General features: G+C 67.1%; 13 protein-coding genes. 11 read left to right on the top strand and 2 right to left on the bottom strand.

Translation table 11 applies throughout. The features are described 5' to 3' along the window. Positions 1–4: 4 nt before the first annotated feature. The 11 genes from flgF (at position 5) to L8F97_RS08295 (ending at position 10,456) form a co-directional block, all read left to right on the top strand. Positions 5–754: a flagellar basal-body rod protein FlgF gene (gene flgF / locus L8F97_RS08345; RefSeq protein WP_242148458.1), complete on the top strand. Its 750-nt coding sequence runs from the start codon at positions 5–7 to the stop codon at positions 752–754. A 12-nt stretch (positions 755–766) separates the two neighbouring features. After that, entirely contained in the window at positions 767–1,555 is a 789-nt protein-coding gene (gene flgG, locus L8F97_RS08340) for a flagellar basal-body rod protein FlgG (RefSeq protein WP_242148457.1), read from the top strand. A gap of 5 nt (positions 1,556–1,560) precedes the next feature. Then, the gene (locus L8F97_RS08335; protein WP_242149060.1) at positions 1,561–2,250 is read left to right on the top strand and encodes a flagellar basal body L-ring protein FlgH; all 690 of its coding nucleotides are present in this window, start codon (positions 1,561–1,563) and stop codon (positions 2,248–2,250) included. A 62-nt stretch (positions 2,251–2,312) separates the two neighbouring features. Beyond that, complete coding sequence (locus L8F97_RS08330; RefSeq protein ID WP_242148455.1) at positions 2,313–3,422, top strand: flagellar basal body P-ring protein FlgI; 1,110 nt, start codon at positions 2,313–2,315, stop codon at positions 3,420–3,422. Beyond that, positions 3,419–3,754, top strand: coding sequence for a rod-binding protein (locus L8F97_RS08325; RefSeq protein ID WP_242148454.1), 336 nt, complete (start codon positions 3,419–3,421; stop codon positions 3,752–3,754). Before L8F97_RS08330 ends, L8F97_RS08325 begins: the two co-directional genes overlap by 4 nt. Next, positions 3,751–5,091, top strand: coding sequence for a flagellar hook-associated protein FlgK (flgK, locus tag L8F97_RS08320; RefSeq protein ID WP_242148453.1), 1,341 nt, complete (start codon positions 3,751–3,753; stop codon positions 5,089–5,091). The genes L8F97_RS08325 and flgK overlap by 4 nt, the downstream gene beginning before the upstream one ends. Before the next feature lie 10 nt (positions 5,092–5,101). Then, positions 5,102–6,013 (top strand): flagellar hook-associated protein FlgL, encoded by a 912-nt coding sequence (flgL, locus tag L8F97_RS08315; protein ID WP_242148451.1) that lies wholly within the window; start codon positions 5,102–5,104, stop codon positions 6,011–6,013. A gap of 102 nt (positions 6,014–6,115) precedes the next feature. Beyond that, on the top strand, positions 6,116–6,979 hold the full coding sequence (gene motA / locus L8F97_RS08310; protein ID WP_242148449.1) for a flagellar motor stator protein MotA: 864 nt from the start codon (positions 6,116–6,118) through the stop codon (positions 6,977–6,979). 40 nt (positions 6,980–7,019) lie between these two features. After that, positions 7,020–7,925: a flagellar motor protein MotB gene (locus tag L8F97_RS08305; protein WP_242148447.1), complete on the top strand. Its 906-nt coding sequence runs from the start codon at positions 7,020–7,022 to the stop codon at positions 7,923–7,925. Between the two features lie 17 nt (positions 7,926–7,942). Then, complete coding sequence (locus tag L8F97_RS08300; protein WP_242148445.1) at positions 7,943–9,307, top strand: glycosyltransferase; 1,365 nt, start codon at positions 7,943–7,945, stop codon at positions 9,305–9,307. Positions 9,308–9,364: 57 nt separating this feature from the next. After that, positions 9,365–10,456, top strand: coding sequence for a GNAT family N-acetyltransferase (locus L8F97_RS08295; RefSeq protein WP_277924860.1), 1,092 nt, complete (start codon positions 9,365–9,367; stop codon positions 10,454–10,456). 10 nt (positions 10,457–10,466) lie between these two features. On the opposite strand, the gene L8F97_RS08290 is transcribed toward L8F97_RS08295, so the two are convergent. Further along, positions 10,467–12,065, bottom strand: a complete 1,599-nt coding sequence (locus L8F97_RS08290) for a hypothetical protein (RefSeq protein ID WP_242148441.1) — start codon at positions 12,063–12,065, stop codon at positions 10,467–10,469. Between the two features lie 10 nt (positions 12,066–12,075). Continuing rightward, positions 12,076–13,524 carry a hypothetical protein gene (locus tag L8F97_RS08285; RefSeq protein WP_242148439.1) on the bottom strand — a complete coding sequence of 483 codons (1,449 nt, stop codon included), beginning with the start codon at positions 13,522–13,524 and terminating at the stop codon, positions 12,076–12,078. Positions 13,525–13,548: the final 24 nt, after the last annotated feature.

Genomic DNA, 13,548 nt, shown 5'->3' with positions numbered 1-13,548 from the left:
TTAGATGGACAAGCTGGTCTACACCGCGGCGACGGGCCTCAAGGCGCACATGCAGGCGCAGGCTGCGATCGCCAACAACATGGCGAACGCGGCGACGATCGGCTTTCGCGCCGATCGCGCGCTGTTCGACCGCGTGAACCTGACCGGCGAGGGCTTCGACAGCCGCATGCCCGCCTCGGAGGAGGTGCTCGACATCGACCGCACCGCCGGCGCCATCACGCAGACCGGCCGGCCGCTCGACATCGCGATTCCCGGCGAAAGCTGGCTCGCGGTGCAGGCGCCCGACGGCACCGAGGCGTACACCCGGCGCGGCGACCTTCAGGTCAACGCGTCGGGCGTGCTGGAGACGGGAGACGGCTTCCCGGTGATCGGCGCGTCGGGCGGCCCGATCACCGTTCCGCCCGCGCAAAGCATCAAGGTCGCCGAGGATGGATCGCTGATGATCGTCCCCAACGGCGGCGACCCGACGCGCCCGCAGATCCTCGACAAGCTGAAACTCGCCAGCCCCAAGGGTAGCCAGACCGTCAAGGGCCTCGACAATCTGCTGCGCGTCAAGGGCGGAGGCGTGCTGCCGCAGGACATGGACGCCAAGGTCGAGGGCGGTGCGCTTGAACAATCCAACGTCAACATGACGCAGGCGCTGGTCGACATGATCGAGAACCAGCGCAGCTACGAGGTTCAGGCGAACCTGATGAAAGAAGCCAAGACGATGGACGAGAGCGCCGCTTCGGTGATGCGCGTCTCCAGCCAGTAAGGGAAAAAGACCATGACCAGTGCAGCCATGCATATCGCCCGCACCGGGCTAGACGCGCAGGACATGCGGATGCGCGTGATCTCGAACAACCTCGCGAACGTCAACACCACCGCCTACAAGGCGGATCGCGCCAATTTCGAGACGCTTGCGTACCAGACGATCACCGCGCCAGGGTCGCCCAGCACCGCGGAATCAAACTATGCAACCGGGCTCAACCTCGGCACCGGCGTGCGCATCCAGGGTACGTCGCGGATCGACACGCAAGGGTCGATGCAGACCACCGGCAGCAGCCTCGACATGGCGCTCGACGGGGACGGCTATTTCCAGGTGCAGATGCCCGGGGGCACGCTCGGCTACACGCGCGCGGGCAATTTCTCACGCTCGGCCGAAGGGCTGCTCGTCACCTCGGAGGGGTATCAGGTGCAGCCCGGCATCACCATTCCGGAGGGTGCATCCTCGCTGACGATCGGCACCGACGGCACCGTCTCGGCGATCGTGCCGGGGCAGACCACCGCGACGCAGCTCGGCCAGATCCAGGTGGCGAGCTTCCCCAATTCGGCGGGACTGGCGGCGAAGGGCGACAACTACCTCACCGAAACCGCCGCCAGCGGCACCGCCAATCTCGGTGTGCCCGGACAGGACGGGCGCGGCAACGTGCGGCAGGGGATGCTGGAGGCGTCCAACGTCAACGTCGTCGAGGAACTGGTCGACATGATCGAGACGCAGCGCGCCTATGAGGTCAATTCCAAGATGATCTCCGCGACCGACGACATGCTCAAATACGTCAACCAGAACATCTGATGGGCATGTCGATCCGCTTCGCCACCGGTTTCTGCGCCGGTTCGGTGCTTGTCCTGCTGCTCGCGCCCGCCACGGCAGACGCCAAGCTGTTCGGCACCAAGAAGCCGCCGGTCGATTATTCGACCGTCATGGCGAGCGTGCCGGATGCGCCGCCGCCCGCCAACGGCGCGATCTTCCAGGCCAGCACCGGCTATGCCGCGCTGTACGAAGGCGCGCGCGCGCGCCGCGTCGGCGATGTGCTGACCATCGTACTGGTGGAAAGCACCGCCGCGTCGAAATCGGCCAGCTCAAAACTCGGCTCCAGCGGCGGGCTAAGCATCACCCCGCCGACGACAGGGTCGCTGTCGCTGTTCCAGGGCACCGACGCGAGCATCAGCGGCACGCGCAACTTCACCGGTCAAGGTGCCACCGACCAGTCGAACTCGCTTTCCGGCGAAGTCAGTGTGACGATCAGCAAGGTGCTGCCCAATGGCACGATGCTGATCCAGGGCCAGAAGCGCGTCACGCTCAACCGCGGTGACGAATTCGTCCAGATCAAGGGGCTGATCCGCGCCGCCGATATCGACGCGAGCAACCGCGTCCCCTCCACCCGCGTCGCGGACGCGCAGATCGCTTATACCGGCAAGGGCGACATCGCCCGCGCGAGCCGGCAAGGCTGGCTCGGCCGGTTCTTCTCCGTCGTCAGCCCGTTCTGACGCGGCGTAATTGGCATGTCTCTTGCTTTAACTCAGGCATGATGCCCCCCGAAAGGTTCTCGATGTTACGCTTGCCCCCGTTCGTGCTGATGTTGCTGGCGGCGTTGGCCACGGTGGTGGCGACGCCGGCGCGGGCGGACCGGATCAAGGATCTCGGCACGTTCCAGGGCATCCGATCGAACCAGCTCACCGGCTATGGGATCGTCGTCGGCCTGCCCGGCAGCGGCGATGATAATCTCGAATATACCATCCAGTCGATGAAGGCGGTCGCCTCGCGCTTCGGGTTGCAACTGCCGCCCAACGTCAACCCAGGCCTCAAGAATGCGGCGGTGGTGATGGTCACCGCCGATCTGCCGCCCTTCGCCAAGCCGGGCCAGCGGCTCGACATCACCGTCGCGTCGATGGGCAAGGCGAAGTCGCTGCGCGGTGGCGCGCTGATCCTCACACCGCTGATCGGTGCGGACGGCCAGATCTACGCGATGGCGCAGGGCAACCTCGCCGTTGGTGGCCTGGGTGCAGAGGGCAAGGACGGATCGCAGATCGTCATCAACGTCCCCTCCACTGGTCGCATTCCCGAAGGCGCCACGGTGGAGCGCGCCGTGCAGACCGGGTTCGAGACCGCACCCAACCTCACCTACAATCTGACCCGCGCCGATTTCACCACCGCGCAGAACGTCGCCGCCGCGATCAACGGTCGCCTCGGCACCGGCACCGCCGAGGCGACCGACGCGGTGTCGGTGAAGGTGCGCGCCCCCGTCGGCGGCGATATCCGCGCCGCGCTGATGAGCGAGATCGAGAATCTCGACGTGGTCGCGGCCGAACCGCCGGCGCGCGTCATCGTCAACGCACGCACCGGCACCGTCGTCATCAATTCGAGTGTCCGCGTCGGCAGCGCCGCCGTCACCCACGGCAAGCTCACCGTCCGCATCGACGAGAAGCAGGGCGTCAGCCAGCCCGCGCCGTTCGGCCAGGGCCAGACCACCAAGGTGCAGAAGAGCGCCGTCGCGGTCGACGAGGAAAAGCACCCGATGTTCCTGATCCAGCCCGGCCCGAAACTCGCCGACGTGGTGAAGGCGGTGAACGCGATCGGCGCGTCCCCGGCCGACCTCGTCGCCATCCTCGAAGCGCTCAAGGAAGCCGGCGCGCTCAAAGCGGATCTCATCATCCTGTGACCGACATCGCCCCCACTTCCTCCGCATCCGTCAGCGGCATCGGCCGAGACACGAGCCGCCTCGCCACCCGCGCCAACCTGGAAAAAGCGGGCAAGCAGTTCGAGGCGACATTCACCTCGATGATGCTGAAATCGATGCGATCGACGCATCTCGCCGACGATCTGTTCTCCTCCAAGGCGCTCGACACCTTCAAGGACATGCAGGACAAGCAGATCGCGCAGACCTGGGCGGACAAGGCGCCGCTCGGCATCGGCAAGGCGATGACCGACTTCCTCGCCAAGTCGCAGGCCAATCTCCAGCCGGCCACCGCGCCTGAGGCCAAGCCGAAGTGAGCGACCTGCTCGGCATCGGCGCCAGCGGGGTGCGCGCGTATCAAAGCGCGCTTACCACCGTGTCCGACAACATCGCCAACGCCACCACCACCGGCTACACCCGCCGCACGACCACGCTGAACGAGGTGGTGTCGGCCGACGGGGTCACGTCGCGCGCGGCCGTCGCCGTGAACGGCGTCGCGGTCGCCGGCACCGTGCGGCTGGCCGATGCGGTCAAGGCTGCGGACGTGCGCGCCACCAGCGCCGATCTCGCCAAGAGCGAGGCCGGCGTCACCACGCTTACCAGCATCCAGAGCGCGCTGACCGGCAGCGCGGTCGGTGATCGGCTGGCGGATTTCTTCAACGCCGCCACCGCCGTCGCCGCCGATCCCACCGCCTCCGCGCCGCGCTCGACCATGCTCGAAGCGGCGAGTTCGGTGGCGAGCGCCTTCACCGCCACCGGCAAGGCGCTCGACAACGTCGCCGCCGATCTCGACGTGACGGCGGAGAACGCCGTCGAGACGCTCACCAGCCTCGGCACCGCGCTCGCCAAGGTAAACGACGGCCTCGGCCGCGCCACCGCCGGCACCAGCGGCGCGGCACAGTTGCAGGACCAGCGCGACCAGATCCTCGACCAGATGAGCGCGATCAGCGACGTGTCAGTCACCACGGATGCCGCCGGCCGCGCGACCGTACGGCTGGGCGGCGCGAGCGGACCGACGCTGGTGTCGGGCAACAACGCGGGCGCGATCACCTATGTCCGCAACGGCGGCAGCGTGTCCTACGCGGTGCATTACGCGGGGGAGATCAACACGCTCACCCCAAACGGCGGCGCGCTCGCCGGCGTCAGCGACGGTGCGCAACGCATTGCCGATGCCCGCAGCCAGCTCGGCGCGATCGCCTCCGGCTTCACCAGCGGCGTCAACGCCGTGCAGGCACAAGGCGCAGACCTGAACGGCACCACCGGCGCGGCGATGTTCGCAACCGGCAGCACGCCTACCGACATCACACTCGCGCTCACCGACCCGAGCGGCATCGCCGCCGCCGCCGTCGGCGCAGGCAAGCGTGACAACAGCAATCTCGCCGCGCTCGCGTCGCTGCGCAGTTCCGGCGCATTCGAGAGCGACATCACCACGCTCGTCTCCGACAGCGCCGCCACCCTCGCCAGCCGCAAGACCATCGCCGACGCACAATCCTCGATCCGCGATGGCGCGGTGGCGGCGCGCGATGCGGTGTCCGGCGTCAACCTCGACAACGAGGCGGTCGATCTGATGCGCTTCCAGCAGGCCTATTCCGCATCGAGCCGCGTCATCCAGGTCGCGCGCGACACGTTCCAGTCCATCCTCGACATCCGCTAGGCCGCTTCGCATGCAGATCAGCACCAACCAGTTCTATTCGAACACCGCCTCGCTGCTGCAGAAGCTGACGGAGAAGACGAACGATATCCAAACGCAGATTTCGACCACGAAGAAATATGCCGCGCCCTCCGACAATGTCGTCGCGTATCAACAACTTGCCACGATCAAGCAGAGCGCCGCGGACAACACCGCCTATGCGTCGAACGTCAGCCTGGCGCAGAGCCTTCTCCAGCAATCGGACTCTGCGTTGACCTCGGTGGAAAGCGATCTCACCAAGGCGTCCGAACTCGTCACGCAGGCGAACAGCGACACGTTGAGCGATGCCCAGCGCAAGACGATCTCGACGCAATTGAAGAGCGTGATGGACGATCTCGCCAGCCTCGCCAATACGCGCGATGCGCGCGGCCAGCCGCTGTTCGGCGCCGCCACCGGCGACAGCGCGGTTACGAAGAACGCCGATGGCACGGTGAGCTTCACCGGCACCGGCACGCCGGCCAGCATCCCGATCGGTGATGGTGCCTCGATCCAGCCGACCGACAGCGCCGAACACGTGTTCGGCGGCATCGCCACGCCGGGCGGCACCAGCGATATCTTCTCGATCCTGTCCAAGTTCACCGCCGCGCTGGATGCGGGCGGCAGCGTGACTGCGGCGGCGGGCGAGGCCGGCACATCGCTGAGCGCAGCGCTGACGCAGGTGACGGGCGTCCACGGCGCGGTCGGCGCGCGCGCGGCACGGCTCGATCTCGTCTCCTCGACCATGAAGACCGCCGCCACCGATCTCGAGGCGACCCAATCGGGCATCGAGGATACCGACATCAGCACCGCTGTGATCGACCTGCAGAAGATGTCGACGGCGTTACAGGCCACGCAGGCGAGTTTCACCAAGCTGAGCGCGCTGTCGCTGTTCGATTACCTGAAGTGACGCGGCACCGGTAACGCGATGGCGACGAATCGCGATTAAGCAACGGCCTTACCGGTCGTTCCTTATACCGAGCACGTAGCGACTAAGAGGACTTCAACACCCATGTTTCCGGTCATCGGCCTCGTCGTCCTCCTCGTCATGATCTTCGGCGGTTTCGCGATCACCGGCGGCGCCCTCGGCCCCGTCATGGAGGCGATCCCGCACGAGATGATGATCATCGGCGGCGCCGCGGTCGGCGCGCTCATCATCGGCAATTCGATGAAGGAGCTGAAGGCGCTCGGCGGTGGCCTCGGCAAGGTGTTTAAGGGACCGAAATACAAGAAGCAGGATTATCTCGACACGATCTTCCTCGTGTCGAAGCTGATGAAGATGCTGCGCACCGATGGCCCGATCGCGCTGGAACCGCATGTCGAAGATCCGAAATCGTCCGCGGTCTTCGCGGAATATCCGCGCCTGCTGGCGGACCACACGCTCGTCAACCTGATCGCCGATACGCTGCGACTGGTGGTGGTCTCCTCCGGCACGCTCGACGTGCATGCGGTCGAGGAGGTGATGGACAATATGATCAAGACCCACCACCACGAGGTCGAGGGTCCACAGGGCACGATCGCCGGTCTCGCCGATGCGCTGCCCGCGCTCGGCATCGTCGCCGCCGTGCTCGGCGTGGTGAAGACGATGGGCTCGATCGACAAGCCGCCCGCGATTCTCGGGGCGATGATCGGCTCGGCGCTGGTCGGCACGTTCATGGGCGTGCTGCTCGCCTACGGCATCGTCGCGCCGCTCGCCAACCGGCTGAAGCAGGTGATCGATGCCGATGCGGCGATCTACCATGTCGTCAAACAGATCATCATCGCCTCGCTGCACGGCCACCCGCAGCCGCTGGTGATCGAGGCGGCGCGCTCCGGCATCGCCCACTCCAACCAACCCGGCTTCGCCGAGGTGTTCGACGGTTTGCGGGGGCGGTGAGCGTGATCCTGCCCCGCATCCCTGAACGGAGTCGGTACTGATGGCGGCCGCACGCGCACCGCACGGCAACAACCAGCCGCCCAAGATCATCTACAAGAAGATCTATATCGAAGGTCACGGCGGCCACCACGGCGGCGCGTGGAAGGTCGCCTATGCAGATTTCGTGACCGCGATGATGGCGTTCTTCCTGCTGATGTGGCTGCTCGGTGCCACTAACGAGAAGCAGCGCAAGGCACTCGCCGACTATTTCGCGCCGACATTGGTCGAGCTGAAGCAGAATAGCGCCGGCTCGAACGGCATCTTCGGCGGCGATTCGATCACCGCGCGCGACAATTACCCGCATGGCGCCAAGCAGACCGGCACCCGGTCCATGACGATTCCGGTCAATGCGAACGGCGGGTCGCAGACCGGCAGCGGCCAGGCCGGCTCGATGAGAAACCGCGAGATCGCCGCGCAGGATGCGAAGAATTTCACCGCAATGCACCGCCGCATCGAACAGGAAATGGCGGCCAGCCCGAAACTGTCCAAGCTCGCTTCGCACGTCCGCTTCGTGCGCACGCGCGACGGGTTGCGCATCGATCTGGTCGACGACGCCGACTATTCGATGTTCGCGCTCGGCACCACACAGCTCGATCCCCAGGCGGCGACACTGATCGGCATGATCGCGGACACGGTGAAGACCATGCCCAACCCGATCATGATTCGCGGCCACACCGATAGCCTCGGCTATGGCGACCCGATGGCGATGAACAACTGGATGCTGTCGAGCGGCCGTGCCGAGGCGACCCGGCGGCGGCTGGAGTCCGGCGGCATACCCGAAACCCGTTTCTACCGCATCGAAGGCGTGGCAGACCGTGAGCCGATGATCGCCAACACGCCGACCGATCCGCGCAACCGCCGCGTCGCCATCACCCTGCTCTACCGCGCGGGTGCGTTCGGCGAGTGATCGCGCTGCGTTCGCCTGTGAGGCTCGCCGTGCAGGCGGTGCTTGCGGCGCTGTTCCTCTATTCGCTGGTATCGTTGCCCGGCTTCGGTGTGCGCTGGGGCTGGTCGGCAGGCGGATTTGCGCTGCTGCTCGGCTGGGCGGGTGCAGCGGCTGCGGGCGTTTGGGCGTTCGCGCGTCGTCCGCGCTGGCCGAGCCTCGTCGGCATGACGCTGGTGCTTGCGGCGCTGCGCTGCGGATCGGCGGCGATCGCCGACGGCCGCATCTCACCGGGCGATCCGCATGCCTATGTCGACCTTGCGCGCAACCTGCTGCTGCACGGAGATTTCGGTATCTACGACAGCGGATTGGGGACGTATTTCCACGCCTTCTACCCGCCGCTCTATCCGCTGCTGCTGGCCGGCTGGGGATCTGTGCTGGGGTTTTCCACAGCCTCTGTCCTAGTGTTCGGCACGGTGATAGACGGTGCCGCGGCGATGTTGATCGCGCTGCTGGGCCGACGCCTGGGGGACGGTGCCGCAGGGTGCCGTGCGGCATGGCTGTATCTGGTGTGGCCGTCCGTCATCTTTTCCGCCCCGCTCGCACAAAAGGAGGGGCTGTGTGCGCTGCTGGTCCTGGCGCTCGCCCATGCGTGGCTGCGTGCCGGCAGCGGCTGGCGCGCGGCGGCGGCGGTGGGCGTGCCGGCCGGACTGCTCGCTCTGACGCAACCGGGGCAAGCGCCGCTTGCAGCACTCCTCGGGCTGGTGCTGTGGCGACACGTCGGACTTGCGCGCATGGTGCGGCGTGGCCTTGCCGCCGTGCCATTCGCATGTCTGGTGATGGTGCCCTGGTGGCTGCGCAACTGGCTTGTTTTCGGCGCTTTCGTGCCGCTCACCAGCGCAGGCGGGGTCAGCCTGTGGGTCGGCAACAATCCGCAGGCGACCGGCAACTGGATGCCGCCGCCGCCCCAACTGCATGGCCTGCCTGAACGCGCGCTCGGCCCGCGGATGAGCGCCATTGCGGTGGCGTGGATCAAAAGCGAGCCGCTCGGCTTCATCCGTCTCACCGCCACCAAGCTGGTGCGCGCCTGCGGTGTCGGCATCTTCGGCGTGGTGCGGCTGGAGGCGATGGCGCCTACCATCCCGCGCCCGCTTGCCGCTCTGCTATGGCCGGTGTCGCACCTCGCCCATGCCGCGCTGCTCGCGCTGGCCGCGTGGCGCACGGGGGCACGCACGGTGCCGACCGCGCTGGTCTTGCTTGTCGTCGCATGCGGCCTGCAACTGGTGCTGTTCGGTGTATGGTTCGAGTTCGGCGAACGCCACCGCGAGTTCGTCACGCCGTTCTTGTTGTTGCTCCTGTGCTGGCGACCCGCGCCAGCGGTTGGAAAACCCGCGCCGACACCCTAGCTTGTCCAGGTGAGCAACACCCCAGTCACCGCCCGGATCGTCGACGGTGCCGCGGCCATGTCCGCCGCCGAGTGGGACGCCTGTGCCGGCAGCGACCATCCGTTCCTCGCCCACGCTTTCCTGTCGATCCTTGAGGAATCGGGCAGCGCATGTCCGCGCACCGGCTGGCAGCCCGTGCCGGTGGTGATCGACGGCGCCGACGGCCGGCCCGCCGCGATCGCACCCGCTTATGCCAAGAGCCACAGCCAGGGCGAATATGTGTTCGATCACGCTTGGGCCGACGCCTACAGCCGCGCGGGCGGCGACTATTACCCCAAGCTCCAGATCGCGGTGCCGTTCACACCTGCCCCCGGCCCGCGCCTGCTGCTGCGCGACCCGGCGCTCGCACCCGCGTTGATCGCCGCGCTGGAATCCGTGACCGACCAGCACGGCCTGTCCTCCGCGCACGCCACCTTCGTCACGCCGGATCAGGTGCCGCTGTTCGAAGCGGCGGGCTGGCTGATCCGCGAGGGCACGCAGTTCCACTGGCGCAACGAGGGCTATGCAAGCTTCGACGACTTCCTCGGCGCGCTTTCCAGCCGCAAGCGCAAGGCGATCCGCAAGGAACGCACCGGTGCTCTGGAAAGCGGGATCATCGTCCGTCACCTCACCGGCGCGGAACTGACCGAGGCGGCCTGGGATGCGTTCTGGGTGTTCTATCAGGACACCGGCGCGCGCAAATGGGGCCAGCCGTACCTGACACGGCAGTTCTTCTCGCTGCTTGGTGAGCGGATGGGCGATCACGTCCTGCTGATGCTCGCCGAACGGGATGGCCGCCCGATCGCCGGCGCGCTCAACCTGATCGGCGCGGATACGCTGTACGGCCGCTACTGGGGATGTACCGAGGAGGTGCCGTTCCTCCATTTCGAGCTTTGCTATTACCAGGCGATCGACGCCGCGATCCGCCTTGGCAAGACGGTGGTGGAGGCGGGCGCGCAGGGCGAACACAAGCTTGCGCGCGGCTATGCGCCGGTGCCGACCTGGTCGGCGCACTACATTCCCGATCCGAACTTCCGCCGCGCCATCGCCGACTTCCTGAAGCGTGAACGTGCCTCGGTAGAGAGCGACCAGGAATATCTCAGCGAACTTACGCCGTTCAGGAAGGCGTAGCCATGCCGCGTCATCGCCGAATGATCGGCGCCCGCAACTCGACATCGCTGACCACCGGCCCCGGCTTGCTGTGGTCGACCTTGTACAGCACGCTTGACCCATCGCGCCACACCTCGACCAGCCCGGTCGCGAGGCGCGGATCGTACGCGGGTGGCTCGATCAACCACACGTAATCGAACGCATTGCGCGGGAAGCGTGCCAGCGAGGTCGAGATCGGCCGCCACCATTCGCGCGGGCATTGCACGGCTGTCACGATCTCGGACGGGTCGTGCGCGTACCGCCGCGCCTTGGCATATTGGGTGGTCAGCAACTGCGCACCGGCCATCGACCATTGATCGTTGGAATACGCCAGCTTCCGCTCCAACGCGATCGCGGGGAGATGTTCGAGCCGCGAAGCGGTCCAGTCGCCGTAGCATTTCTCGCCCACGAACGACACCAGACGTGCTCCGCGCGGCAGATGATCCAGTGCCTTCAACTCGCGATCATACGTGGTCGCATAGATCCAGAAGCTCGCCGTTGTCGCTGCGATACGGATCAGGAAAAACGCCAGCCCCGCCGCCGCCAGCACCGCCGCGCCGCGCTCCGACAGACCGGGCTTGGGCCGGATCGCGATCACCGCGATGGCAATCATGAACGGCACCAGCCGCATGTCGGCATAGGCCGACCCGAACACGATCCGCGGCAGGAAGATATAGACCAGCAGCAGGAACAGCGCCGAAAGCCCGAGATTGCGGGAGTATTCGATGTTGGGGTCGCGAAAGCCGCGTACAAGGATCATCAGCAGCACCGCGAGGCTGGCGATGTCGAGCACCTCCCAACGATCCCGGAACACCATAACGATCCAACCGATCTTGGCGCGCCAGTTAAACCAGTCGGTCGTCAGGCCGCCGACATGGTCGCCGGTGCGCCAGAACACCATCAGCACCATCGGCAACGCCAGCGGCACGCAGGCGATCCCCGCGCGCACGGGCGCGTTCCACCAGCGCCGGCCCGCCGTCTTCCCGGCATCATGCTGGCGGATCAGTTCGGCGGAGAACGCCAGCACGCCGAGCGTACCCCAGCCGAACGTGTGGCACAGCCACAACAGGCACGACAGCGGCACGAACACGGCAGCGCGCAGGCCCACCCGCCCGAGCCGCGCCATCCGCAGCCACAACGCGAACAGGTTGAGCGCGATCGCCATCGACAGCTCGAAATTGACGAAGCCGAAGTGGAACGGGTAGCCATAAGCGAGCGGCAATGCGAACAGGGCGGTGGCAGGGATGCGGCCATGCACCTCGCGGGCGATCCACAGCAGCCCCGACACGGTGAGCGCGGGAATCGCCATCACGATCAGCTTCACCCCGAGTTCGAGGCCGAAGACCTTCGCCATCGGGATGATGAGCAGATCGATGCCGAGATTGCCGATCAGCGACCAGTTGAAGTCGTACCATTCCTTCAAAAACGGATTGTCGGCGAGCGCGATTTGCACGCGGTATCGCCCCATGTGCCCGGGCAGATCGACCAGCGGCGGAATGTCCGGGCGCAGCAACGGGATAATCGCGATCAGCGTCGCGGCAATCACGAACAGGCGTGTCTGCCACCAACGCGGCGCTAACTGGGTCTCCATCGCTGTGCTTCTAGCGAGGTGGCCGCGCGTGCGGAAGCGCGAACAGAACGTCACGCCCATCGCTCCACGCCAGCCGCACGTCGCCAAGCCGGGCGGGATCGATCTGGCCGGGCGTGATGAGCCAGATCAGGTCGTATTGCGTCCTCGGAAGGTCGGTCAGCGCCTGCGCGAGCGTGCGGACCTGCGGCCGATCGGTGCAGGGCGCATCCGTCACGATCTGCGCACGATCGAGCGCGACGCCTCGCAGAAGCGCCATGTCGGGCAGGAACTCGGTCCGCGGGGTCCGCCACGGCTGCACGCATGCCTGTCCGACGAACGCGGCCACGCGAGCGCCCCGGGGGACATGATCGAGTGCGGCGAGGTGGCGTGCCCAGTCGCGGTTTTCGGCGGCGAAGCTGGCGGTGCCGGCGACGGTGCGCACCACCAGAAATGCCAGCGCGGCCCAGGCGAGCTCCGCACGGCGGCGTTGCGGGACGCGCGCGTTGAAGCGGATCGACAGCAGCGCCAGCACGATCGCATAGGGCGCGGTGGCCATTGCCGCCCCACCCGGGCCGGACGGCACCGCCACCAACAGCACCAGCAAGCCGAGCGCGGCCGCGGCGAGCATCGGCGCGTGGATGAAACGGCGGTCCTGATAGCTGCGGTGGATCATCAGCGCGACCAGGACGATCGACGCCCAGTCCAGCAGCCGCCAGCGGTCCCGTAAAGCGCCAAGCACCCAGCCGGGTTTCAGCGCGAGCGCTGCCAGCCAACCGCCGTCCACCCCACCCGGCCACCACGCCAGCAGCATCAGCGCCGGCGGCGCGATAGGCAAGCAATTCACCGCCGCGCGCCAGCCGCTCTCCGCCCAGCCACGCCGCACCGTGTCGCGTTCGACCGCGCGGGCACGCACCAGTTCGGCCGCAAAGATCATTACGCCGAGACTCGCCCAGCCGAGCGGATGCACCGCGTAGACCACCGCCGACAGCACCACGAACACGCCCGCGCGGGTCTGCCGCCTCCGCGCCAACCGCATCCACAGCGCGACCATGTTGAGCGCGAGCGCCATCGCCAGCGCGACATCGACACGCCCGTGGAGAAAGGCCGGATGATAGGCGAACGGCAGCGCGAGATAGGCGACCGGCTGCACGCGGCCATGCGCCTCGCGCGACAGCCACAGCATCCCCGCCGCCGCGATCACCGCGACCGACACGGCGGCCAACTTCACCGCCGGCACCAGCCCGATCAACGGCGCGAGGCCCATAACGAGCAGGTCCGCCCCGCAAGGGCGCCCTGGCGCAAGACACCACGCGCCCGGCCCGGCGCCCGCGTCAAGCATCCCCCGGTAGCGCACGAGCGCCGCCGGCAGATCGGTCAGCGGCGGGATCGGCGGCCACAGCAGCGGCGCGGCGGCGAGCACCAGCGCAAGCGCGATGCACCACCGCGTTTCCCACCATGGACGAGGAACGGCAGTCAGCACGACGGAGCGACAGTCTTACGACCG

Source organism: Sphingomonas sp. BAUL-RG-20F-R05-02 (genome assembly GCF_022662305.1).
Classification (GTDB): Bacteria; Pseudomonadota; Alphaproteobacteria; order Sphingomonadales; family Sphingomonadaceae; genus Sphingomonas.
This window is presented reverse-complemented; position numbering and strand designations above follow the sequence as displayed.

Excerpts from the sequence above, each read along its gene's own strand:
- L8F97_RS08305 (WP_242148447.1), top strand. The coding sequence starts at position 7,020 with ATGGCGGCCGCACGCGCACCGCACGGCAACAACCAGCCGCCCAAGATC.
- motA (WP_242148449.1), top strand. The coding sequence starts at position 6,116 with ATGTTTCCGGTCATCGGCCTCGTCGTCCTCCTCGTCATGATCTTCGGC.
- L8F97_RS08295 (WP_277924860.1), top strand. The coding sequence starts at position 9,365 with ATGTCCGCCGCCGAGTGGGACGCCTGTGCCGGCAGCGACCATCCGTTC.
- L8F97_RS08290 (WP_242148441.1), bottom strand. The coding sequence starts at position 12,065 with ATGGAGACCCAGTTAGCGCCGCGTTGGTGGCAGACACGCCTGTTCGTG.
- flgF (WP_242148458.1), top strand. The coding sequence starts at position 5 with ATGGACAAGCTGGTCTACACCGCGGCGACGGGCCTCAAGGCGCACATG.
- flgL (WP_242148451.1), top strand. The coding sequence starts at position 5,102 with ATGCAGATCAGCACCAACCAGTTCTATTCGAACACCGCCTCGCTGCTG.
- L8F97_RS08335 (WP_242149060.1), top strand. The coding sequence starts at position 1,561 with ATGTCGATCCGCTTCGCCACCGGTTTCTGCGCCGGTTCGGTGCTTGTC.
- L8F97_RS08330 (WP_242148455.1), top strand. The coding sequence starts at position 2,313 with ATGTTACGCTTGCCCCCGTTCGTGCTGATGTTGCTGGCGGCGTTGGCC.
- flgG (WP_242148457.1), top strand. The coding sequence starts at position 767 with ATGACCAGTGCAGCCATGCATATCGCCCGCACCGGGCTAGACGCGCAG.